Origin of the sequence: Rhizobium sp. BK418 (genome assembly GCF_004341105.1) — a bacterium.
Classification (GTDB): Bacteria; Pseudomonadota; Alphaproteobacteria; order Rhizobiales; family Rhizobiaceae; genus Rhizobium.
In genome coordinates this window covers 78,816-100,396 of record NZ_SLZK01000009.1, presented here as the reverse complement: position 1 = coordinate 100,396, position 21,581 = coordinate 78,816, and the positions used below count along the sequence as shown (strand labels likewise).

Annotated in this window: 21 protein-coding genes; 12 read left to right on the top strand and 9 right to left on the bottom strand. The window is 56.3% G+C overall.

Features of this window, described 5'->3' with window-relative positions; all coding sequences use genetic code 11:
* Positions 1 to 47 precede the first annotated feature (47 nt).
* Positions 48 to 1,418 (top strand): IS1182 family transposase, encoded by a 1,371-nt coding sequence (locus EV281_RS27820; protein WP_132657739.1) that lies wholly within the window; start codon positions 48 to 50, stop codon positions 1,416 to 1,418.
* Positions 1,419 to 1,566: 148 nt separating this feature from the next.
* Here EV281_RS27820 and EV281_RS27815 read toward each other — a convergent pair whose 3' ends face one another.
* The 3 genes from EV281_RS27815 to EV281_RS27805 all read right to left on the bottom strand — a co-directional run bounded on the left by EV281_RS27815 (position 1,567) and on the right by EV281_RS27805 (position 5,786).
* Positions 1,567 to 2,529, bottom strand: coding sequence for a rhizobiocin (locus EV281_RS27815; RefSeq protein WP_132657737.1), 963 nt, complete (start codon positions 2,527 to 2,529; stop codon positions 1,567 to 1,569).
* 175 nt (positions 2,530 to 2,704) lie between these two features.
* A complete protein-coding gene (locus EV281_RS27810) occupies positions 2,705 to 4,009 on the bottom strand; it encodes an HlyD family type I secretion periplasmic adaptor subunit (RefSeq protein ID WP_132657735.1) in 1,305 nt (434 codons plus the stop codon).
* A gap of 10 nt (positions 4,010 to 4,019) precedes the next feature.
* Positions 4,020 to 5,786, bottom strand: a complete 1,767-nt coding sequence (locus EV281_RS27805) for a type I secretion system permease/ATPase (protein ID WP_132657825.1) — start codon at positions 5,784 to 5,786, stop codon at positions 4,020 to 4,022.
* A 351-nt stretch (positions 5,787 to 6,137) separates the two neighbouring features.
* Here EV281_RS27805 and EV281_RS27800 point away from each other — a divergent pair, with 351 nt between their 5' ends.
* From EV281_RS27800 to EV281_RS27770, 7 genes are all read left to right on the top strand, one after another.
* Complete coding sequence (locus tag EV281_RS27800; RefSeq protein WP_132657733.1) at positions 6,138 to 7,397, top strand: ABC transporter substrate-binding protein; 1,260 nt, start codon at positions 6,138 to 6,140, stop codon at positions 7,395 to 7,397.
* 61 nt (positions 7,398 to 7,458) lie between these two features.
* The gene (locus EV281_RS27795) at positions 7,459 to 8,328 is read left to right on the top strand and encodes a sugar ABC transporter permease (protein WP_132657824.1); all 870 of its coding nucleotides are present in this window, start codon (positions 7,459 to 7,461) and stop codon (positions 8,326 to 8,328) included.
* Positions 8,318 to 9,127 carry a carbohydrate ABC transporter permease gene (locus EV281_RS27790; protein ID WP_132657731.1) on the top strand — a complete coding sequence of 270 codons (810 nt, stop codon included), beginning with the start codon at positions 8,318 to 8,320 and terminating at the stop codon, positions 9,125 to 9,127. The genes EV281_RS27795 and EV281_RS27790 overlap by 11 nt, the downstream gene beginning before the upstream one ends.
* Before the next feature lie 23 nt (positions 9,128 to 9,150).
* A complete protein-coding gene (locus EV281_RS27785; RefSeq protein ID WP_132657729.1) occupies positions 9,151 to 9,900 on the top strand; it encodes a glycerophosphodiester phosphodiesterase family protein in 750 nt (249 codons plus the stop codon).
* Complete coding sequence (locus tag EV281_RS27780; protein WP_132657727.1) at positions 9,897 to 10,943, top strand: ATP-binding cassette domain-containing protein; 1,047 nt, start codon at positions 9,897 to 9,899, stop codon at positions 10,941 to 10,943. Before EV281_RS27785 ends, EV281_RS27780 begins: the two co-directional genes overlap by 4 nt.
* A 48-nt stretch (positions 10,944 to 10,991) precedes the next feature.
* Positions 10,992 to 11,879 (top strand): MurR/RpiR family transcriptional regulator, encoded by an 888-nt coding sequence (locus EV281_RS27775; RefSeq protein WP_132657726.1) that lies wholly within the window; start codon positions 10,992 to 10,994, stop codon positions 11,877 to 11,879.
* Positions 11,880 to 12,102: 223 nt separating this feature from the next.
* Positions 12,103 to 12,735: a class I SAM-dependent methyltransferase gene (locus EV281_RS27770; RefSeq protein ID WP_132657724.1), complete on the top strand. Its 633-nt coding sequence runs from the start codon at positions 12,103 to 12,105 to the stop codon at positions 12,733 to 12,735.
* 126 nt (positions 12,736 to 12,861) lie between these two features.
* Here EV281_RS27770 and minE read toward each other — a convergent pair whose 3' ends face one another.
* The 4 genes from minE to EV281_RS27750 all read right to left on the bottom strand — a co-directional run bounded on the left by minE (position 12,862) and on the right by EV281_RS27750 (position 15,813).
* The gene (gene minE / locus EV281_RS27765; protein ID WP_132657722.1) at positions 12,862 to 13,119 is read right to left on the bottom strand and encodes a cell division topological specificity factor MinE; all 258 of its coding nucleotides are present in this window, start codon (positions 13,117 to 13,119) and stop codon (positions 12,862 to 12,864) included.
* Positions 13,116 to 13,931: a septum site-determining protein MinD gene (gene minD, locus EV281_RS27760; protein WP_132657720.1), complete on the bottom strand. Its 816-nt coding sequence runs from the start codon at positions 13,929 to 13,931 to the stop codon at positions 13,116 to 13,118. Before minD ends, minE begins: the two co-directional genes overlap by 4 nt.
* Before the next feature lie 29 nt (positions 13,932 to 13,960).
* Positions 13,961 to 14,704, bottom strand: a complete 744-nt coding sequence (gene minC / locus EV281_RS27755) for a septum site-determining protein MinC (protein WP_132657718.1) — start codon at positions 14,702 to 14,704, stop codon at positions 13,961 to 13,963.
* A gap of 509 nt (positions 14,705 to 15,213) precedes the next feature.
* Positions 15,214 to 15,813: a transglutaminase-like cysteine peptidase gene (locus EV281_RS27750; RefSeq protein WP_132657716.1), complete on the bottom strand. Its 600-nt coding sequence runs from the start codon at positions 15,811 to 15,813 to the stop codon at positions 15,214 to 15,216.
* Positions 15,814 to 16,072: 259 nt separating this feature from the next.
* Here EV281_RS27750 and EV281_RS27745 point away from each other — a divergent pair, with 259 nt between their 5' ends.
* Both EV281_RS27745 and EV281_RS27740 read left to right on the top strand, forming a co-directional pair.
* On the top strand, positions 16,073 to 17,515 hold the full coding sequence (locus tag EV281_RS27745) for an O-antigen ligase family protein (RefSeq protein WP_132657714.1): 1,443 nt from the start codon (positions 16,073 to 16,075) through the stop codon (positions 17,513 to 17,515).
* Between the two features lie 243 nt (positions 17,516 to 17,758).
* The gene (locus EV281_RS27740; protein ID WP_132657712.1) at positions 17,759 to 18,958 is read left to right on the top strand and encodes a polysaccharide biosynthesis/export family protein; all 1,200 of its coding nucleotides are present in this window, start codon (positions 17,759 to 17,761) and stop codon (positions 18,956 to 18,958) included.
* A 22-nt stretch (positions 18,959 to 18,980) separates the two neighbouring features.
* On the opposite strand, the gene EV281_RS27735 is transcribed toward EV281_RS27740, so the two are convergent.
* Positions 18,981 to 19,205 carry a hypothetical protein gene (locus EV281_RS27735; protein WP_132657710.1) on the bottom strand — a complete coding sequence of 75 codons (225 nt, stop codon included), beginning with the start codon at positions 19,203 to 19,205 and terminating at the stop codon, positions 18,981 to 18,983.
* A 94-nt stretch (positions 19,206 to 19,299) separates the two neighbouring features.
* On the opposite strand from EV281_RS27735, the gene EV281_RS27730 reads away from it, so the two are divergent.
* Together EV281_RS27730 and EV281_RS27725 are read left to right on the top strand one after the other, a co-directional pair.
* A complete protein-coding gene (locus EV281_RS27730; protein ID WP_132657708.1) occupies positions 19,300 to 19,677 on the top strand; it encodes a hypothetical protein in 378 nt (125 codons plus the stop codon).
* A gap of 38 nt (positions 19,678 to 19,715) precedes the next feature.
* On the top strand, positions 19,716 to 20,504 hold the full coding sequence (locus EV281_RS27725) for a hypothetical protein (RefSeq protein WP_132657706.1): 789 nt from the start codon (positions 19,716 to 19,718) through the stop codon (positions 20,502 to 20,504).
* 20 nt (positions 20,505 to 20,524) lie between these two features.
* Here the strand turns inward: EV281_RS27725 and EV281_RS27720 are convergent, their stop codons facing one another.
* A complete protein-coding gene (locus EV281_RS27720; RefSeq protein ID WP_132657704.1) occupies positions 20,525 to 21,313 on the bottom strand; it encodes a metallophosphoesterase in 789 nt (262 codons plus the stop codon).
* Positions 21,314 to 21,581: the final 268 nt, after the last annotated feature.

Below are 21,581 nucleotides of genomic sequence, written 5' to 3'. Positions count from 1 at the left end.
GCTGACAAACCCCTGGCCTCGTCGAGGGGTTTGTGATTCATTGGGATATGTTGAAGAAACCCGCTCCTGAACAGACGGCGCTCGAGATGGTGACGCTCGACAGCCTGGTGCCGAAGGATCATCTGCTTCGCAAGATCGACGCGGTGATCGACTTCTCCTTCATCCATGAGCGTGTGGCGGGGCTTTACTGTGCCGACAACGGCCGGCCGGCGCTCGATCCGACGCTGATGTTCAAGGCCTTGTTCATCGGTTATTTGTTCGGCCTGCGCTCGGAGCGCCAGCTGGTGCGCGAGATCGAGGTGAACGTCGCCTATCGCTGGTTTCTGCGGCTGAAGCTGACGGATGGGGTGTTCGATGCCTCGACCTTGTCGCAGAACCGCCGGCGGCGCTTTACCGACGCTGCCGTCGCCCAGGACATCTTCGACCATATCGTCGAACAGGCGATCGGCCATGGCCTGATCGACGGTCAGGTGCTCTATACCGACTCGACGCATCTGAAAGCCAATGCCAACAAGGGCAAGTACGATCTTGCCCTGATCGAGAAGTCGCGCTCCGACTACTGGGCCGAACTCGACCGAGCGATCGAGGCGGAACGGGCGCTGCACGGCCAGAAGCCGCTGACGGAAAAGGACCGCGAGCCGGCGGTCAGGCAAACCAAGGTCTCGCGCACCGATCCCGACAGCGGCTATATGGTGCGCGACGGCAAGCCGAAGGGCTTCTTCTATCTCGACCACCGCACGGTCGACGGCAAGCTTGCGATCATCACCGATACCCATGTCACGCCGGCCAATGTGCATGACTCGATCGTCTATCTCGATCGGCTCGACCGTCAGCGCAGCCGCTTCGGCTTCGGCGTCGGGGCTGTCGGTCTGGATGCCGGCTATGCGACATCCGGCATCGCCAAAGGGCTTGAAGACCGCGGCATCCTCGGCGTCACCGGCTACCGCAATCCGACCCCGCCAAAAGCCGGCATGATGCGCAAGTCGAAGTTCGTCTTCGAGCCGGAGATGGATGGCTATCGCTGCCCCGAGGGACAGCTGCTCGCCTATGCCACCACCGACCGCAACGGTTACAAACATTACGCATCCGATCCAGCCATCTGCCGCGACTGTCCGTTGCTGGCCTCCTGCACGAGCAACGCTAAGACCATCCGCACCATCACCCGCCATGTCTGGCAAGAGGCCCGCGAACGCACCGACGCCAACCGCCTCACCCCTTGGGGCAAGGCGATCTACAAGCGGCGCAAGGAGACGGTCGAGCGCTCCTTTGCCGACGCCAAGCAGCTTCACGGCCATCGCTACGCCCGCTTCCGAGGCCTCACCCGCCTCGCCTGTCAGTGCTTGCTGGCCGCCGCCGCCCAGAACATCAAGAAGATCGCCATGGCGCTGACCAAAGGGCCCAAACCGGCCACGGCGTGAGCCGACAAACCCTCTTCAGCTTCGCCCAAACAACGCAAACCCTGAAATCCAATCCGCAAAAACAAAACCCGCCGAAAATATCGACGGGTTTGTCAGCAGTCTGAGACATGCCGCCTTCCGGCGGCATGTCCTGATCTAGCTCAGACAATTATACGGTGAACCAGTTATGAATGTCCGAGGCGATATTACCCTTCAGGATAATCGATTCACCGTCGTGACCTGGGGTCGATCCCGTGTAAGAGATGATGGTGTCCCCGGCAAAATGCGCGACGCTCCAGTCGTCAGCAGTCGTACCTTCGACTTTGACCTTGTCGACGGCAGCATTGAAGCCTTCGATGACGTCAGTCACGAGTGAGGCAGCCATATCGCCAAGCTTGAAGACGAAGGTATCTGCACCACCACTTGCGATCATATGATCGACGCCAGTGCCGCCAATGACCGTCGAGGACTTCAGGTTGACGCCATGAAGATCGATCGTGTCATCGCCGGCACCTGCATTGATGATGACGGACGAATTGCTGCCGTCCGTAACGCCGTTGCCACCGTTAACGGCAGTTGCGCCGCTGATTCCGCCAATTGCATTGAGGCTCTGGCCGGCCTTGATCGTAATCGTGTCGTTGCCGGCACCCGTGTCGACCGTAGCTGCGTTTACCCAGTTCTTGTCATTTGACAGAAGCGAGATCGTTACGGTGTCATTGCCCGAGCCGGTCGTAACGTTTGCACGCTTGACGTTGAGAATTTCGACCGTCGAAGCAGTGGTGCCGCCGAGATGGACGTCAGCCTGAACGAAGTCCTTGAAATAGACGTTTTCTGCACTGTCGGATTGGGCCAAAACGTTCTTGACCGAATTCCACTTCCCGACCACGTCGAAGTTGAAGGAATTCGTAGCCGCGTCGAAGTTGACGGCGACATTGCCACCCGTACCGGAACCGCTGACGGGTGCAACCCCGACGTTGACAGAGCCCGATTGAAGGGTCGAGCCGTTTTGATCGGATACTTCCTGCTTCTGCGTGCTGTTATCAAGAGCACTATTATTCTGCGCGTCGATGCTTTGAAGGTCGAAAACGGTAGAGGCACCACCGTTCCCGAACGTGACTGTCAAACCTGCCATGAATGTTCTCCGTTGCTTTTCTAACAAAGCTTTCGTTGCGACGCCCGATACACTAATTTCACCAGCGACAAACGTCTAAGTTTACTAATAATTAAGCATAAGATTTTGGCAAGTATGCAACAGCGATGAAAGAGAGATTTGATCAGGCCCTTTTTGGTACAATAGACCGACGAGATCACTCTTCTCTGAATGCCAGTCGCAGCCTATCTCTGAAAGGTTTGGTGAAATACGATATGACCGTGCGGTCTGCGGTCTTGATGAATATTTCGGCGGGCATGCCTGGATAGAGGGAGCCCTCGGACAGATTCTTCAGAGTGGTCATATCAGGCGTTATTCGCAGCGTATAAAACGCTGCCCCTGTACGCGGGTCCGTCTGAAGGTCAGGCGAGATGACGGAAACTTTCCCTGCAATATCAGGCGTCGTCGTCTGGTTGAACGCTGTAAACCGGATATCGACCGGCTGCCCCTTGTAAATCTGGTCAATATCCTTGGGCACGATGGTTGCTTCAACTTGCAGTTCGTCATGCTCGGGGACGATGAGCATCAAGACTTCGCCCGGCTGCACCACTGCGTTAACGTTGTGAACGCCGAGCTGATAGATGCGGCCTGCAATCGGGGCCCGGATCTCTAGGCGGGCGAGCTGATCCTGAGTCGCGGCCAGCCGCTCTTCATATTCGGCGATACTGGCCTCAACCGAGGTCAGATCCTTGGACACTTCCGACTGCCTGTCTTCGTCGAGTTGCAGGAGCTGGAGGTCAAGCTCGCCGATTCTGCCTTCAGTCTGCGCACGGGCCGCGATACCCTGACCCATCTGCCCTTCAAGCTCAGACTTGCGGCGCTTATAATCGTTCAGCCGCTGCTGTGTCGTCAGGCCCTTTTGATAGAGCGTATTAACCTTCTCAAGGTCCTGATCAACAAGGCTGACCTGATCCCGGATCGCATCGATCTGAACCGTCAGACCATTGACTTCATCGGTTAACTGTTGCTTTCGCGTGACCATCTGCCTCTTCATGCCTTCAAGGGCATTCTTACGGCTGATGAATAGATTCTGTTCGCTTGCAACGAGCGTTGCAGCCGATTTGGACGTTGTGAGCTCGGACAGTTTTTCGGGAACCGTCAACTCGGATGCGCGGGATGCTTCGGCCTGAAGTCTTGCGCGGCGTGCATAGAGTTGCGCAAGCGTATTTTCCGCAATTGAAAGATTGGCCTGTACTACCGTTCCATTCAGGCGGACGAGCACTTGATCGGCATCCACCCGATCGCCCTCCTTGACGTCGATTTCGCTGACAATCCCGCCAGCTAGATGTTGTATTTTTTTTGTGTTTCCCTCGACGATGACGCGCCCGGAGGCAATGACCGCGCTCGACAGCTCGGTCGTCATCGCCCATCCGAAAACGCCGACGACCAGGCCGAATGCCAACAGGACGACGGCGGCGATGTGCTTGGCAAGCGGTAATTTTGCTAGATTTCGCAAACGCATGGCGGCCTCATCACACGTCATTCGCAGCGGATGATGACCCAGCATCTTCGATCACTCGCGGCTGTTGATCCGATGTGACCGGCCGGATATTCTGACGCAGTACCTGCCCGAAAATCTCTTCCTTCGTGCCGAACCGCTGCAGCTTGCCAGCTGCAATAACCGCAACCAGATCCACATTCGCAAGCGCGCTCGGCCGATGTGCGATGACGATCACAATGCCGCCTCGCGCCCTCACGTTGGCGATCGCGCCGTTGAGAGCGTTTTCACCTTCCGCGTCCAGGTTTGAATTGGGTTCATCCAATATGACGAGGAAAGGGTCCCCATAAAGCGCTCGCGCCAAGGCAATACGCTGTCTCTGCCCGGCTGAGAGTGCGTCGCCATTGGCTCCAACCTTGGTCTTGTAGCCCTCTGGCAGGTTCAAGATAAGATCGTGAACATTTGCAGCTTTTGCGGCATCGATGATCGAGGCGGGCGTCGCATCAGGCTGGAAACGAGCGATATTCTGCGCAACCGTGCCAGCCATTAATTCGACCGTTTGCGGCAGGTAGCCTAGATACTGACCAAGCTCATCCATGTCCCATTGATCGAGATTCGCTCCGTCAAACCGCACCTTGCCGTAGCGTATCGGCCAGGCACCGACGATCAGACGCGCAAGCGTTGACTTGCCGGATGCACTCGGTCCGATGACGCCGAGTGCGCTTCCTGCCTGAAGCTCGAATGAAACGTCAGCCAGCGTGACTGTAGACCCGTTGGGCGGAGTTCCGGTCAAATTTTCAACCGAGAATGTGAAGGCCGGTCGGGGTAAAGACAGCGCTCTTTCTGTTTCCGGGGCAATTTCGAAAAACTTTTGAAGGCGTTTCCAACCCTGCCGGGCGGATGTGAAGCTGCGCCAATTGCCGATCGCCTGCTCCACCGGCGCAAGCGCTTTTGCCGAAAGAATCGATCCGGCAATGATGCTGCCCGCGGTAGCGTCGCCACTCACTACGAGCACAGCCCCCACGGCCATGACGCCCGATTGGATGATCATGCGGGCCACACGCGACGCAGCGCCGTAGGCACCGACAATATCGGCCGCCCTTCGGCTCTCGCGCTTGTACTGGCCGTGCAGCTCCCGCCATACCGCCATCATCGTGCCTGACATGCCCATGGCTTGAATGGCTTCGGCGTTGCGGACACTGCTACCTGCAAAAATGTTACGCTGGCCGCGCGCACTCGCCGCCTTCTCGTTCAGCGCTGCGGTGGACCAATTCGTCAGCACCGCCAAAATAACCAGAATGACGGCACCGATCAGGACACTGACCCCGATCCAGGGATGAAGCAGGAAGCAAATGAGCAGGTAAAATGGCAGCCACGGGAAATCAAACAGGGCGTTGGGACCGTTACCAGAAAGAAACCCGCGAATCTGGTCGAGGTCGGAAAGAGCCTGCAGACCATCACCCTTGACCTCACCGGAAAAAGGCACTTTGAGCAGCGCCCTGTACATGCGGCCTTCCAGTTGTTGGTCCAGAATATCGGCTACCCGCGTCAGCATCTGACCACGGACGACATCGAACCCCATCTGAAAGCCGTAGAGCAACAGGACAAGCATACATAAGGCAATCAGAGATGGGATGCTCTTGCTCGGCAAAATGCGATCATAGACTTCGAGCATAAATAAAGAGCCGGTCAAATGCAGCAGATTGATAAATCCACTAGCAACCGCGACCGCAAGAAATGCATACCATGTTCGAGATAGAGACACGCCGCTATCGATTTGTTTACTAAAACTGAATTCCATCAAGCATATTTTGCTGAATATATCAATCAGTGCGTGAAGTCTCGGCGCTCCATTTTTGGTGCCTCTGTTATCTTAAAACAATCATTACTGAGCTTTTTGAAAGAAGTTTTGCAAAATATGCAACCTATGGCGAATTTTATTAAAGACCGTTCGGTTGTCTTTTTGTAAATATGCCACCCTCTGCGTGCATTTTATATCGAGAATATTGACGTAGTTATTCCGACGCAGCGTTGAACCATCCATACACCCGCCCAGTCACCAAAACTTCACACAGCCTTCAAGAAACTGTCTCGTCTGCCCGCTAATCGTCGCCAACACGTGATGCAATTTCTTTTGCAAGGGAGAAGTATTATGTCAGTTAAATTGCAGAATACGATTGCGGCCAGCGTCGTCGCTCTGATGTCCATGGTTGGTTCGGCACATGCCGATACGACGGTGAAGTTCTGGCACAGCTTCAGCAAGTCGTCCGGCGAGGCGCTCAGCAAGATCATCGCCAATTTCGAAGCGGCCAATCCCGGCATTCACATCGAAGGCGAATTTGTTGGCGATTACAACGATATCGTCGCAAAGCTGCAAGCGGCCATTCCCGCCAATCGCGCCCCCGATGCCGTCATCATGGAAGTCACCCGCTACGGCCTCTTTGCCGATCGCGGCGCCCTGATCGACCTCACACCCTATTTCAATGCCGACCCGCTGAAGGACGACCTTTACGACTATGCCCGTGAAGTCGGCGTCTATAACGGCAAGAACTACATAGTGCCGTTCAACTCGTCCACGCCGGTCCTCTACTACAACAAGGACATCCTGGCGCGCGCCGGCTTCACGACGGAACCGTCCCTCAAAACTTTCGCAGACATTCTTGCCGTTTCGAAGGCAATTACCGAAAAACTCGGCTCGGAAGGCATCACCGGCATTGCTGCTCCCGGTCAGTTCGCCCGCTGGGGTCTCGTCATGTCCAACGATAGCGAGCTCATCGACTCCAAGACCAACGACATCCTGCTCGACTCGCCAAATACGATCGAAGCGTATCAGTGGATGGCCTCGCTCGTTCATGACCACAAGGTTGCCTCTCCCGACGGCGTCACCGATGAAGATGTCGGCCGCGACGCCTTCTATGCCGGCAAGGTCGGCATTTCCCTGAACTCGACGGGTGATTATGGCGGCGCCAAGAAGGCGCTCGGTGACAAGCTCGAAGTCCGCCCGATGCCCTGCAACAAGGTCTGCTCCGTTCCGATCGGCGGCGCTGGTATCGGTATCCTCTCGACTTCTTCGAAGAACGTCCAGGACGCAGCCTACAAATTCATCAGCTATGCCGCTTCGCCGGAGGCAAACGCCATCTGGTTCGCCGCGACAGGCTACCTGCCGATCAACAAGAAGAGTGCGGCCCAGCCCGCCGCCGCCGAAGCGCTCGCCAAGAAGCAGGGCATCGATGTCGCCATCAAGCAGCTCGATTTCGCCCATGGCCGTGCCCGTCCGCCGGTCGTCACCTGGATGCGTACGACCGAATACAAGATGTGGGAAGCCATGGCGCTCGGCCAGCGCGACGTTGCCGAGACGATGAAGGACTTCGCCGCACAGACCCGCGAAGAAGCCAAGCGTTCCAGCAACTAAGCCTCTCCCTTCAGCAAGACGGTGGACCATGAGGCCCGTCGTCTCAACTGTCTCGGTCCCCATGCTGCGAAAACTCACACCCTATCTCCTGGTCGCACCGCTGATCCTCTTCATCACGGTCTTTACCTATATTCCCGTTATTACCAGTGTGAACCTCAGCTTTCGGCACTGGGACTTCCTGTCGCCGACCATGCCTTTCGTCGGCTTCGATAATTACCGCCTGTTGCTGAACTCTCGCGACTTCTGGAATTCGTTACAGATCACCGCTATCTTCGCGCTGATCTCCGTACCGATCAGATTGTCTCTGGCGTTGGCGGTCGCGAGCTACCTCGTCCGTGAGACGTTGCCCTCGCGGCTCTTGCGCGGGGCATTGTTTCTTCCCTCCGTCACATCGACCGTTTCGATCGCTGTCGTCTTTTCATGGATCTTCGCTACCGACTACGGCATGGTGAATGCTGCTCTGACCTCGCTCGGTCTCGGCAAGGTGCAGTGGCTGCAGGATCCGCAACTTGCTTTGTGGGTGCTGATCTTCGTCAATACGTGGAAACAGCTCGGCTACGATATCATCATCTATATCGCCGGCCTGCAGGCTGTGCCGCAGGAACTCTATGACGCCGCCGCCGTCGATGGCGGCCAGCGTTTCCACGTGTTCCGGCGGGTGACCGTGCCGCTCGTCATGCCGACCACCTACTTCCTCCTGGTTATTTCCGTCATAGAGGCCTTCCAGGTCTTCACCATCGTCAACATCATGACCCATGGCGGCCCGGCGGGTGCTACCGACATGCTCGTTAATCTGCTCTATCGCATAGGGTTTACGCTCTTCGACATCGGCAGAGGTTCGGCGCTCGCCGTCCTGCTTTTCATCTTTCTGATTATGCTGGCGCTGATCAAATCCTTCGTCATAGGCCGGAGGGTCCATTATGAAGCGTAAGAACGCTGTCGTCACAGGTCTTGCGCTGTCTGCCGGGCTGATCTTCCTTTCGCCTGTGCTTTATTCCATCTGGATGTCGTTCGAGACCGCGCAGTCCTATTATACAGGCAGATACGAGTTCACCCTGGATAACTATGTTCGCGCTGTCGCCGAGTATAATTTCGCCCGTTATCTCCTCAACAGCATCATCGTGTCGGGGCTGGTGACGCTGCTCGGCATCACGGTCGCGACCACAGCGGCCTTCGCCTTCGCGCGCTACCGGTTCCGGGACGGAAATCTTCTCTTCGGTGCGACGGTCGCCACGCTGATGATCCCCAGCCATATCAGCCTCATTCCAAATTATCTGACGCTCGCCAAGGCGGGGCTGCTTGATACCTATGCCGGCCTCATCCTGCCGGCGATATCGAATGGCTTTGCAGCCTTCTTTCTGCGTCAGTATATCAAGGGCATACCGAAGGCGCTGGACGAGGCAGCCTACATGGACGGCGCCACACCCTTGCAGGTGCTCTGGCGGGTGATCGTGCCGATAGCGCGGCCGGCCATCTTCTCGATGAGCCTCTACATCTTCATCTCAGAGTGGAACAACTATATTTGGCCGCTGGTCGCCGTCGGCAAGGATGATCTCTACACACTGCAGATCGGCCTCGCCCGCCTCTATCGCATCAATCCCGGCGAGGGCCTGGTCGACTGGCCTCTCGTGATGGCCGCCTCCACCCTCAGCATCCTGCCCGTGCTCCTCGGTTTTCTGCTCGTCGAGCGCCATCTAGTGCGCGGTATCACGCTCGGCGCCGTTAAATAACCATGAAGAAGGACAAGCACAGAATGACACGCATTGCTTCGCACCGCGGCGGTACTCTGGAATTCGGTGACAGCACGCCCCAAGGTTTTGCAGCCACGGCAAAGATGTCGCTGGAGGAGGTGGAGTTCGACGTTCATCCGACAGCCGATGGCGCGATCATGGTTCATCACGACGCGACGCTTGACAGCACGACGGACCGTAGTGGTGCAATCGCAGCCATGAGCGAGGCTGAAGTTCGCGCCGCCATCATCAACTACGGCGCCGGCGGACATCCAATCTCGCTTGACGAACTCTGTGCGATCTATATCGACAGCGCGGTTGATTTTCGCTGCGAGATCAAGCCGGGCGTCGATGGCCGGCCCTACGAAAATTTTGTGCCGCGCGTCATCGAAACCCTTGCCCGCCACGACATGCTGGAAAGGACGACCTTCTCTTCCTTTCTAGTGGAATCGCAGGATGCGCTTTCGAAGGCCACCAGCCGGCCCAAACTCTGGCTTGTCAGCCCGCCGGTACTGCGGCAGCTTGGAACCGCAGCCATCATCGAAGTCGCGAAGGCCCACGATATCCCGGAAATCGGCATCCATGTGGATACTGCCGATTCTGCGTTGATGGCTGAGGTCAATGCTGCCGGCCTCGACTTCGGCTGCTGGGCGGCCCATTCAGCTCGGCAGATCGAAAAGGTTCTGGCGCTTGGCGTGAAAATCTTCACAACAGACCGGCCGAGCCTTGCAATCGCCATTCGCAATCGCCTCCGTGTGGAGGCCGAGCAATGAGCGGCATCTCCCTGCGGGACATCAGAAAATCCTATCCCGACGGGCCAGAGATTCTGCACGGCGTCTCCATGGACATCAAATCAGGCGAATTCGTCGTCATTGTCGGTCCGTCCGGCTGCGGAAAGTCCACGCTGTTGCGGCTGATTGCCGGGCTTGAACGCTGTGAGGAGGGCCTTATCGAAATCGGCGGTCGGCGGGCAAATGATCTTGCGCCCCAGGATCGCGACATCGCCATGATTTTCCAGAATTACGCGCTCTATCCGCACATGACGGTGCGCGAGAACATCGCCTTCGGCCTGGAGTTGCGCGGCATGCCGAAAGCCGAACGCAATGCGCGCGCCGAAAGCGTCGCGAGGACGCTGCAGCTCGAAGCGTATCTCGATCGCAAACCGGGTGCACTTTCCGGCGGCCAGCGTCAGCGCGTAGCGATGGGCCGTGCCATGGCGCGCAACAGCTCCATCTTCTTGATGGACGAGCCGCTGTCGAACCTCGACAACGCGTTACGCGTCGCCATGCGCACCGAAATCAAGGAACTACATCACCAACTCGGTGCAACCATCGTTTATGTCACCCATGACCAGACCGAGGCCCTCTCGCTGGCTGATCGAATTGCCGTGATGAAGGACGGCGATCTCTTGCAGTTCGATACACCTGAAGCGATCTACGATCAGCCGCAGAACCGCTTTGTCGCGGGCTTCCTCGGCGTGCCGCCGATGAACTTCCTTCCTGTCGAACATCTTCCCGGCTGGCAGGGCCGTTCGGGTCTGGTAGCCGGGCTGCGCCCCGAATCCATGACGATCCGTGTCGAGAAGCCTGAGCAACCCGCCCTTCCCGGCAGGCTTATGCTGTCGGAAATGACGGGTTCCGATATCATCCTACATTGTGACAGCCCGGCCGGGCGCATCACGCTGACCAGTCCGCGCAAGGACGTGCCGCGCCACGCCGACAACTTCTGGATATTGTGCGACCTTGACCGGGCCGTCTTTTTCAATAGCCAGAGCGGGAGCCGCGTCGATCTTTCAGCTGAAGATCGTCGAATCTAGACGCCGCTTGCCGCCCGGGCCCGGAAAGCTGCCCACGAAAGTGACGCAATGGAAAGATCGAACGAAATTCCGCAACTTCTCGGTGATCTCATCAGCCGCAACTCGACGAGGCTTACCGAGGCCGACACGCGCCTTCTCGACGTAATGATGCAGGACCCCATCCGCGCGGCGATGGAAAACGGCAAGACCGTCTCCTTTCGCGCCGGCGTGCATCCGGCGTCAGCCGTGCGGCTAGCGCGCCGTCTTGGCTTCAAGGGCTATCCTGAATTCAGAACCTTCCTGCAAGCCAACCTCATTGAAGGCGGCGGCGATTTCGAAAATCCTGCCGCTCGCATGGCAGCCCGTCTCGTCCGGGCGGAAGAAGGCGGTGTCCTCTCCTCCGTGCTCGACAGCGAGATTGCAGCTCTCCAGCAGGTGCGTAACGCGGTTGCCGATGCCGATATCAGAGGCTTTGCGGAAATGCTGCGCGACTGTCGCCGGGTACTAGTCTTCGGACGCGGCCATTCCGCCGCCCTCTCCTCACTGATCGCGCTGCGGCTCAATCGCTCTGGATATCCGTCTATCGATCTGGCAAGCCAGATGCACCTGATCGCTGAAGTGCTGGCGACGTTGAAGCCGGGCGACGTCGTCTGGCTGCTCGCCTTTCGCAAAGCCTCGCCGCTCATTCATCAGATTAGAAGGATCGCCGCAGAAAGAGGCGCCAAAACACTGGCGCTGACGGATCTCCTCAGTGCCCGCATCGATCCCGCGCCCGATCGGCAGATATCAGTTTCCCGTGGCGAAGCCGGCGAATCGCAGTCGCTAGTCGTTCCCATGACCATCGCCAATGCCGTCATTCTCGACCTCGCCGCCATCGATGACGGCCGTTCGCTGCGCGCGCTTAGCAGTTTCAAGGCGTTCCGCGGGGACTGTGGTCTATCGCCGGTGATTCTCTAGCGGCCGAAGGCAGACACGAGCGCCGACAACCTAAAGGAAATCGAAAGACGCTGTCGCTGCACGCCTCTGATCATCGAAACCCAGACAGATCTACAATCGGCTCTCTCTGAAGATCGGAAATCCCGATCAAGCTCTTATAATCACATTAACAACACACTGTGATCAAACTCCCGTCCAACTACTTCCTACGGTAGTTGACCGTGACCACGGTCAAGGAGGGAATATGTCTGTCGATCTAAGCGCCAGTACCTATGTTCATTCTAAACCCGCTACCGCCCATAACTATCTTCTGCCGACAATTGTCGATGTACTTGAAGACAATTTCGAAGCCGCCGATCAGACAACGGTTTTCGATCTTGGTTGCGGTACCGGTGGGGCCGCAGCCCTGCTTTCTGACAAAGGCTATGAAGTAGCCGGCGTTGATCCTTCTCAGGACGGCATTGCAAAGGCCAATATGGCTTATCCGGATCTTCCGCTGGAAATTGGATCAGCCTACGACGATCTTGCCAACCAGTATGGAACATTCGACGCTGTTATCAGCCTCGAGGTGGTGGAGCACGTCTACGATCCGAAGACTTTCTCGTCGACTATGTTTGATCTGGTGAAACCGGGAGGTCTGGCCGTCGTATCGACGCCATTTCATGGCTACTGGAAGAATCTGGCACTGGCACTAACCGGCAAGATGGACGACCATCATATGCCGCTCAAGGATCATGGCCACATCAAGTTCTGGTCGCCGAAAACCCTTGGGACGCTCCTGCTGGATACGGGATTCGAGACTGTCGATTTTGAGTATGTCGGGCGAATCTCGCCGCTCGCAAAGTCAATGATCGCAGTCGCCCAAAGGCCCCATTAGCATTCACCAGCGCAATTCGGCCGGCCTGCGGTCTGTCCGGTCGAATTGCTCTGACGCTGTCTCCAGAAGCGATGCAATGACAATCAGCCAAAAGACTTTTGCAGTCCTTCGGCTGACGGTCGTAAATTATGCCGCCCGGGCAGCCCTGACGGGGATCTCCACGTCGATTTCGAGGATCGAAACGTTCTCGCCCCGGTCAATCCTTATCTGAAGGCGGTCGCCTTCGATTTCGACGTGTTTGGCGATAACAGCCAGGATCTCCTCCCTCAGTACAGACACGAGATCCGAGCCGGGAGACGCGCGTTCGTGCGCCAGCAGCACCTGCAGTCGCTCCCGTGCAACCGGCGCGGTTTTTCTCTTCTGAAAGAAATCGAACACGCTCATGCTGCCCTCCGTCCGAAGATCTTGCCGAACAGGCCGCGCTTCTCGCCGGGGATCGATACCGGAAGAACCTCGCCATTGAGACGGCGAACCGCTTCGAAATAAGCCTTGGCCGGGGCGCTATTCTGATCGGCAAGCGTGACCGGAGCGCCGAGATTGGAAGCGCGCAGCACATCCATGCTTTCGGGAATGATGCCGAGCAGCGGGATCGACAGGATTTCCAGTACGTCATCCACCTTCAGCATGTCGCCGCGTTCAGCGCGGGTGACATCGTAGCGGGTGAGAAGCAGGTGCTTTTCGATGCGCTCGCCGCGCTCCGCCTTTTCCGTCTTGGCATCCAGAAGGCCGATGATGCGGTCGGAATCGCGCACCGAGGAAACTTCCGGATTGGTGACGACGACTGCGATATCGGCATGCCGCATCGCCAGTGTCGCACCGCGCTCGATACCGGCAGGACTATCGCATATCACCCAGTCGAAATGTTTCTTCAGTTCGTTGATGACCTGCTCGACACCTTCTGCAGTGAGGCAGTCCTTGTCGCGGGTCTGGGATGCCGGCAACAGGAACAACGTCTCAAGCCGCTTATCACGGATCAGCGCTTGGGTCAGCTTCGCATCACCCTGGATGACGTTGATCATGTCATAGACGACCCTGCGCTCCGCTCCCATCACGAGATCAAGATTGCGAAGGCCGACGTCAAAATCGACGACGACGACTTTCTCGTTCCTTTGCGCCAGCGCAGCCCCCAGCGCTGCAGTCGAGGTTGTCTTGCCAACGCCACCTTTTCCTGAGGTTACAACAATGACCTTTCCCATATCCCTCTCCTGTTTGAACCGTCTACCTGTTAAATCAGCCGCGACGCCATGATCGCATCGTTCTCAAGCCATAGTTGCGCAGCCTGACCGCGCAATTCTGCTGGCAAATCCTCTGCCGTCTTGTAGATTCCGTCGATTGCCAAAAGCTCGGCTTCGAGCTTGCGGCAGAAAATTCGCGCCGCCGCATTGCCGACCGATCCGGCGAGCGCCCTTCCGCGAAGCGCGCCGTAGATATGGATGGAGCCCCCGGCGATCACCTCCGCTCCCGAAGCGATCGAACCAACGACCGTCACGTCTCCCTCAGGGAAGACGATCGACTGGCCGGATCGCACCGGTTCGTGCAATACCAACGACGGCGCGACGGCGCGAACGATGGGCGCAGCGACCTCCCGCACCTCCGACGGCCTTGCCTTGCGCGGCGGCTGCCCTTCGGCTTGAGCATCCGCAGTCGGCACATCCACGTCACCGGCAGGACGCCCGCCGACCATGCCCGGCGGCATGCTGGCGTCGAGCTGAGAGGGCCGCGCTCCTTCGATGCCCATGACCCTGACGCCGCGCTCGCCAAGGGCCTGAACCATCGCCCTCAGCGCAGCACGATCCAGCGACAGCTCGCTTACATCCAGGACCACCGGCCTCCCGAGAAAGAAGCCTGCAGAGCGGGCAGCGAGATCGTCGAGCCGCGCGAGCCAATTGTCGAACGGCAGGTCGGGCGTCAGCACGACCGCAAGAAACGATCGGCCCTTGATGCGAATGGAGCGTGCGTCGGTTAACACGTTAGTAAACTTGGTTAATTTCGATTTAAAAGCTTTAGCTGCTTCATGGTTAACAAATCGTTAACAACAGGGTGCCGCCATCAAGAAAACCTCCGGATGAAATCCGCCAAGGGATCGTGCTAACCGCTGGCCCTAACCAGATCAGCTCCTCATCGAAGCTGAGCCATCCGCGCGCTAAAAGTCGCCGCATCTCTGGAAAAACAGGCGTAGGAACCAGAAGGTCGAGCTTACGTTTGGCCATTAGCCAATCCAATTGGGCCTGTCCGCAAACGCCATTCCCCTACCGCAATGCGTCGCCGCGGGGACCGGGTCATCGCTTCGCACTGACGGAATCAATCTAGCTGCGCCTGTGGATCGGTCAGGGGAGAACTACTTACCTGCTGGTTTCCAGGCGGGGTCGATAGCTCGTTCCGCGCTGCACATGTTCGATCGCGTCTGCTTCGAACGCGGCATCGCGCATTGCGCTAGCTGGTTCTATCCCGCCAACATCCGCCGGCAGGTGAAGCCTTCTACAATTCGTACCACACCCGCGGATCATCCGCAGATTGGATCATAACCCAATTCAGATCGGTTTTATCCCAGGTCTTTATAGCATTGGTGCGATTATCGAGCACCAGATCACCAACGTTGGTCTTCACCACCAAAACCGCGTGGCCTTCGCCATAGGGCGTTCTTGCTACCGCGATTCTGAGAGCCTTCGACGACCAACCCATCGCGATAAGATGGTCACGTTTGGTCAGAGCGAAGTCCTCGCAGTCGCCGCTTTTGACGTTCACTTCCCACACATCGTCAGAGACCTTCCCGCTTGCGTCGTTGCGCGGAACGATCGAGCGGTTGACCGAGGCGTTGACGGCGCGCAGCTGCTTATCGGCATAGGTGCTGAGTGCCACAACGGCCGCACCGCCTTTTGCCTCACACTCCTGCGGCTGACGCGCACAGAACATAACATGCGCGAAGGGCGCCATAGTCCTTTTTCTTACCTGGATATATTTGACCGACGGAGTTTCGTTCAGATCACGTGTCAGGCCAGACAGCGCACCGGCATGCAAATTCTGAGTACCAGCGAAGGAAACCAGGACGAGTGCAGCCAGAAATTTATGAGCCGACATATTGCCTCTATACGGTGTACGACAAATCCCTAGTCTGGATGCAACCAACTGACATCTCATTCGAATTTGCCTTGCCTGAGATATGGGCCAACCTACAGAACAAGATTATTCATCGGCTTAAATCGATAGTTACAATTTTAACGATTGCCCTTTTATCCATTAGCATTCGCTTTACTGCGTGCATTCAGTAAAAACTTCTTGAAAATTACTTTCTGTTGGTGCAGTCACAGTGACTTGTCTACCACATTTCCTATTACACATGCTGTCGCTCAGAATTTCTCCTCGTTTACTGCTTTATATTTACTACGGCCTGATTGTATTTTCAGTGTTACCATTCGGCTTGGTTGATATTTTGCCTCAGGCGCTGATCCTAATCCTTATGTGTATACTGGGTGGAATTGCCGTCGTTATCTACGGTCCACCAGAGCGCGGACAATGGATATTCGGTGCCGCACTCGCCGTCTTTTCGCTCACGGTTCTTTGGATCATCTTTCAGACTGTCGAGGTTCCCTTTGCGCTCTCCGACGACCCCCTATGGGCCGGGGCACGGGCAATGGCGGCGGCAGCGAAGACAATCTCCGTTGAACCCGCGGACACGCTTGCAACGTTGCTGCAATTTGCTCTGCCCGCCGTGACGTTTTTAACCGGACTCATTGTCGCGGACCGCTCGCAGGATGATCAAATAATGATCAGGCTCCTGGCCTCGGCGGCGGGGATCCTTGCGATATATGGTCTCTATCAGTTCCTGTTCCTTCCCGGCACACTTCTCGGCGAGGCGAAAACCGCCTATCGAGAAAGCCTGACAGCCACCTTCGTGAACAGGAATACCAATGCCACTTTTTTTGGCTTGGGTTTGCTGATGCAGCTCACGCTTCTATTTGATTCTTTCCTTTTCAAAGCCGACAATGCATCGCGTGAGTTGCAGAAAGGCGCGACGCTACCGCGTCTCTACTATTGCGTTATATCATGCGCCACCTTTGCGGCTTTGCTGCTTACGCAATCACGCGCCGGGATTTTTCTGACTGCGCTTGCAATACTGATCTACACTCCCTTCCTAGCAGGTCAGTGGCTTTGGATATTTCCTCATTCATTCGCGCGACTGGATTCGATATTGTCTCGTATAGCTGCCATGATTGTCGCTGCCTGCTTAGGCACGGGATTCTTTCTTCTTTTTACATCGAAAACAATGCTACGAGCGAACATTCAAGGGTTTGATGACGCTCGTTTCTGCATCTGGCCGGATGTGATCAAAGCTACATCCGACAACTGGCTTTTTGGCACCGGCTTTGGCACGTTTCGAACTGTATTTTCCGGTTATCGGGATTCCCGCTGCGGTATCTTCAATATCTTTGATCGGGCACACAACACTTATCTCGAAGGTTTTTTGACGCTTGGCGTCATATTTCCAATTCTCGCATCACTTGTCCTCGCGGCCCTCCTACTGACTTTCTGGCGCGGCTATCGCAACAGAAAGCGCAGCCGGCACTATGCAGTGCTGGGCCTGGCGACGACTATTCTCGTCTGGGGTCATGCGCTTGTCGACTTTTCCATCCAGATTCCGGGCTTTTCGGTTTTCTACGCCGCCTTCCTTTCCGGTATTGTGTGCGTATGTTACAAGCACACACTCGCGCCGGTTACCAACAAAAATGCTGCGCTGCACAAGTATAATAATGATAAAATTGAACCGGGATTAATATATTGATGAAAAATATATTACGAAACGGCGGATAATATATCGAAGACTTCTCCAATCTATTCAAATTGGTTAATTAGCAATCCGGTATGGATCGTCAGAAATTAACCATAATTCCACTGCCCTGATGTGGCGCCGTTGCCACATTAACGATTTATTGGCTATCATGGACCTCGTTCTGGCAGATATTCCCGCCGTTTTATGCTTTGCATAAGCGCCAACCTGCGAGACGAAAAACTTAACAGGGATAAGATGAGCATCAACTTTCGACGCACCTCTATCGTCGCTGCGACGCTAATCGCGCTGTCGAGCTGCACCTCGTTGCCTCGATCCGGCCCTGATCATACCGATTTCGATAAAGATGCCACAGTGAAGGTCACGACGAAGAACCGGAAGGTTGGCATCGACTATGTCCTGATTGATCTGAATAAGGCAATTCTTCCCTTCTTTAACGAGGTTAAGTCCAATTCGCTGGGCGGCTTCGGCGGCGGCAGGGGCGGTGCGCCTGATATCCCACTCGGCGCCGGCGACGTCGTTCAGATTTCTGTTTTCGAAGCTCAGGCTGGCGGTCTTTTTATCCCGTCTGACGCTGGCAGCCGCCCAGGCAACTTCATTACGCTCCCTGCACAGACTATCGACAAGAATGGTACGATCAGCGTCCCTTACGCTGGACGCGTGCCAGCCGCTGGAAGACTGAAAGAAGAGGTCGAACGGGATATCGAAGACAGGCTTGCCAGTCGCGCAATCGAACCGCAGGTGGTCCTGACAACGACAACGACAAAGTCTGCAGAGGTTGCCGTCGTTGGTGATGTCAATAATCCACAAAAGGTGCAGCTCACTCCGGCGGGCGATCGCATCCTGGATGTGATCTCGACAGCAGGCGGTCTGACAACACCCAACATCGAAACGAATGTGACGTTGCAGAGGCGGGGAAGGACGGCGACCGTTGCTTACGAGACCCTGTTGCGCAATCCCTCGGAAAATATCTATGTCGCGCCGGGCGACACTGTTTCCGTTGAGCACGAACGCCGCACTTATATCGCGCTGGGTGCGACAGGGCAGCAGAACCGTATCGAATTCGAAGATTCGAACCTGACACTTGGCGAGGGCATTGCCAAGGCCGGCGGCGTCCTGGATAACCGGGCGGATCCACGGGAAGTCGTCCTCTACCGTCAGGTCGACAGGAAAATCTTGCAGAAGCTGAACATCGACGTGTCGCGGTTCCCTGGAGCGGAAGTTCCGGTAATCTTCCGGGCCAACCTCCGTGATCCGGCGACGATGTTTGCGATCCAGCAATTCCGGATGCAGGATAAGGACGTCATTTATATCTCGAACGCATCCTCGGTCGAGCTGGTCAAGTTCCTCGATATCCTGAACTCGATAAGCTCTACGGTATCCGGTGTTTCTAATGATGCGCTCGATACCCGGAACGCGATACGAGATTTGAACTAAGACCAGACGGCAGAACAGAATGTTAGTTCTGCCGATGCGGTTTGGAATATAAAAGGTTACGCAGAATGGCAGATAAATATCTTACAACGGCTGTCGGCGCCGTAACCATGGTCGTTGCAAGCCTTGCTTTTTCATCGACTTCCTTCGCGGGAAATTGCCTTAACGGACCGGGAATGGCGTCGCCCGTAATGGTCAGCGCATTCAATGCATCTCCCGAAGCATTTCTGTTTGCAAATGGCTCAGCCATTGGCTTGTCTGACCAGGTGCGGTCGTATACCGCAACAGAAACAGATCTGACTGCGAAGATGATTAACCTTGCGAAGGCAGGGACGCCTGCGCAGATGGCTGCGATCGGCGCTGGCCTTGGACGGGCTGCCAATATATGCCGCCCTCAGCATCCGGAGCTGGCGGATGCGATCACCAAGGCGATTGCAGACGCATTGCTTGCCGATACGACGCTTGGTGGTCTCCAGACAGCCTTCGTACAGGCGCTTAACGGTCAGACCGCAACCGCTGCGTTGGGTTCGCCAGGTTCTGCGGCTGCCGCCGCGGCCGACATTGCCAATGGCCCCGCCGGCGACATTCTTGGCGGCGGTGAAGGCGATGGGTCGACCGATGGCTCCCAGAATTCTACCGCAAATCTGCTGCGGACTTCGGCAAGTGGCGGTGGTAATTTTTCGACCCAGAACACCCAGTCCGTTAGCCCGAGCGGTACCTGACACACACATACATAAAAATCTGACCTAGTGGACGAATTGTGCTGACCAGTGGAGAAATTCGCGGCAGTCGTAGGGGTTTGAAAAGAACGACACGGCTGGCGACAATCCCTTTGGGGGTACGTCGCGCCCCCTTTTTGTCTTGCTGCTTCATTGTCGTTATCGCTGCATTTCTGGTGCTCGCTGTTAGCGAACTCCATCGCTCGATTGCGTTTGCTGATATGTTTGTCGTGGCCAAGCAGATAGAACAAGACGGTGTCGTCAGCCCCAAAAGTCTCTCCCGGGTCGGCAGCATGCCCGCTGAAGTTGTCGCGGGGGCCTATTGCCGCTCCGATATCATCATGGCTGCCACAACCGTCGTGCTGAAGCAGATAGACAACGCAAATGAGGCCAATGACTACGAAGCTTGGCTGTCAGCCGTTACCGTGGCCGAGAAATTCCTGCAGCATGCGCTGAGCTGCATGCCCACCAACAGCAACTTGTGGCTTCGCCTCGCCGTCGTCCGAGCCGTTGTTGCGGAAGATCCTCAGGCTACCGCGCAGTTGATGGCGCAGTCCGTGAAGCTGGCGCCTGCTGATCAGATGGAGCTTCTCGCGCGCCTCTATTTTTGGAACAGATTCAGTGAAGCGACACTGAGATCTTCAAGCCCTTGGGTCGAGCAGGATCTCGACCTTCTCTTCCAAATGGGGGACCCTGCCCAGATTGTGCAGCAGATCCCGAATGTTCGTCCGGCTTTGATACCCTATATCAAGCGCGCCTCGATATCCTTGTCAGAATCTCGCAAGAAACTCTTCGCCAGAAGCGGCCTTGATATCTCCAAGTTGCCTTGAGCGCACCGTAGCAAGTGCGGTTAAGAAAGGATCTTAGCGGCACGATTTCCGATTCTGACCACAGTCAGTCGGCCTGTGGCATAGCAGCCCGTATCAATTCCAATTCGACCATTCCCGAGGTGGGGCCGGACTTGCGGGCTATGTCCATGGACCACAATGATCGGAAGCTCAGGTCCTCGTGTCAGGAAAGGCTCCCTGATCCACATCAAATCCTCATCGCTTTGATGCTCCAGAGGTAATCCGCTACGGATCCCTGCGTGAACAAAAACGAGATTTCCGATCTGCAACATCGAGGGCAGCTTTCCCAGCAAGATTCGATGACTGGCCGGAACCGCCTGATCCACTGCCTCTCGCAATGCCATCGTATCACCGACACGGAGTATGTGCGCAGGGTCGACACCGTAAGAGGTCAGTGTCTGGTATCCAGCGAAGCGCAACCATGCCTCCGTAGAAAGCTCATTGTTTAAGAATCTTAAAAAAAAGTCATCATGGTTGCCGCAAAGCGCAATCCTGTTGATGTTGGGCGGCGAAGGCTGGCACAGATGTTCCAGGACGTCGCAGGAACGCGCGCCTCGATCTACGTAATCCCCCAGCAACACGACTAAAGCGCGGCCATCACGCAAATCCTCGGAAATACGCTGTTCGGCACCCACGAGCTCTTCGTAGCAGCCGTGAACGTCTCCGATCGCATAGATAACAGGCCATTCGGCCGGATCCATTACAAGCCGCGTGCGTGAGGGGGCGAGACTAGCAGGCGAATCTTTTGAAAACTGCGCGACAAATTTACGGATGTTACGAAGCAACACCATTTGCCTCCTGCCGCTGCAGGGGAAAAACCGACGGCGCGCGCCGCCGTCCAACTACCGTGCGTTTCGGAGGCGAAATGCAACTTATTGTCTTGGGGCTTCTGTCAGCTACGCCAGAGGCCGAGATTCCATTCGGCATTTTCAACTATCACCAATCGGCGGACATTATAGACGATCTTCGCTCGCGATATCATCACGTCCATTTCGACACCGGACATAATAATAATGTGCACTTCACACTATTCCGATTAAAGAAAGAAAAATGCACCGG

Bases quoted from the DNA above. Each gene is read 5' to 3' on its own strand.
- EV281_RS27820 (WP_132657739.1), top strand. From the start codon at position 48: ATGTTGAAGAAACCCGCTCCTGAACAGACGGCGCTCGAGATGGTGACG.
- EV281_RS27815 (WP_132657737.1), bottom strand. From the start codon at position 2,529: ATGGCAGGTTTGACAGTCACGTTCGGGAACGGTGGTGCCTCTACCGTT.
- EV281_RS27810 (WP_132657735.1), bottom strand. From the start codon at position 4,009: ATGCGTTTGCGAAATCTAGCAAAATTACCGCTTGCCAAGCACATCGCC.
- EV281_RS27805 (WP_132657825.1), bottom strand. From the start codon at position 5,786: ATGGAATTCAGTTTTAGTAAACAAATCGATAGCGGCGTGTCTCTATCT.
- EV281_RS27800 (WP_132657733.1), top strand. From the start codon at position 6,138: ATGTCAGTTAAATTGCAGAATACGATTGCGGCCAGCGTCGTCGCTCTG.
- EV281_RS27795 (WP_132657824.1), top strand. From the start codon at position 7,459: ATGCTGCGAAAACTCACACCCTATCTCCTGGTCGCACCGCTGATCCTC.
- EV281_RS27790 (WP_132657731.1), top strand. From the start codon at position 8,318: ATGAAGCGTAAGAACGCTGTCGTCACAGGTCTTGCGCTGTCTGCCGGG.
- EV281_RS27785 (WP_132657729.1), top strand. From the start codon at position 9,151: ATGACACGCATTGCTTCGCACCGCGGCGGTACTCTGGAATTCGGTGAC.
- EV281_RS27780 (WP_132657727.1), top strand. From the start codon at position 9,897: ATGAGCGGCATCTCCCTGCGGGACATCAGAAAATCCTATCCCGACGGG.
- EV281_RS27775 (WP_132657726.1), top strand. From the start codon at position 10,992: ATGGAAAGATCGAACGAAATTCCGCAACTTCTCGGTGATCTCATCAGC.
- EV281_RS27770 (WP_132657724.1), top strand. From the start codon at position 12,103: ATGTCTGTCGATCTAAGCGCCAGTACCTATGTTCATTCTAAACCCGCT.
- minE (WP_132657722.1), bottom strand. From the start codon at position 13,119: ATGAGCGTGTTCGATTTCTTTCAGAAGAGAAAAACCGCGCCGGTTGCA.
- minD (WP_132657720.1), bottom strand. From the start codon at position 13,931: ATGGGAAAGGTCATTGTTGTAACCTCAGGAAAAGGTGGCGTTGGCAAG.
- EV281_RS27750 (WP_132657716.1), bottom strand. From the start codon at position 15,813: ATGTCGGCTCATAAATTTCTGGCTGCACTCGTCCTGGTTTCCTTCGCT.
- EV281_RS27745 (WP_132657714.1), top strand. From the start codon at position 16,073: ATGCTGTCGCTCAGAATTTCTCCTCGTTTACTGCTTTATATTTACTAC.
- EV281_RS27740 (WP_132657712.1), top strand. From the start codon at position 17,759: ATGAGCATCAACTTTCGACGCACCTCTATCGTCGCTGCGACGCTAATC.
- EV281_RS27735 (WP_132657710.1), bottom strand. From the start codon at position 19,205: ATGGCTGAGCCATTTGCAAACAGAAATGCTTCGGGAGATGCATTGAAT.
- EV281_RS27730 (WP_132657708.1), top strand. From the start codon at position 19,300: ATGGCTGCGATCGGCGCTGGCCTTGGACGGGCTGCCAATATATGCCGC.
- EV281_RS27720 (WP_132657704.1), bottom strand. From the start codon at position 21,313: ATGGTGTTGCTTCGTAACATCCGTAAATTTGTCGCGCAGTTTTCAAAA.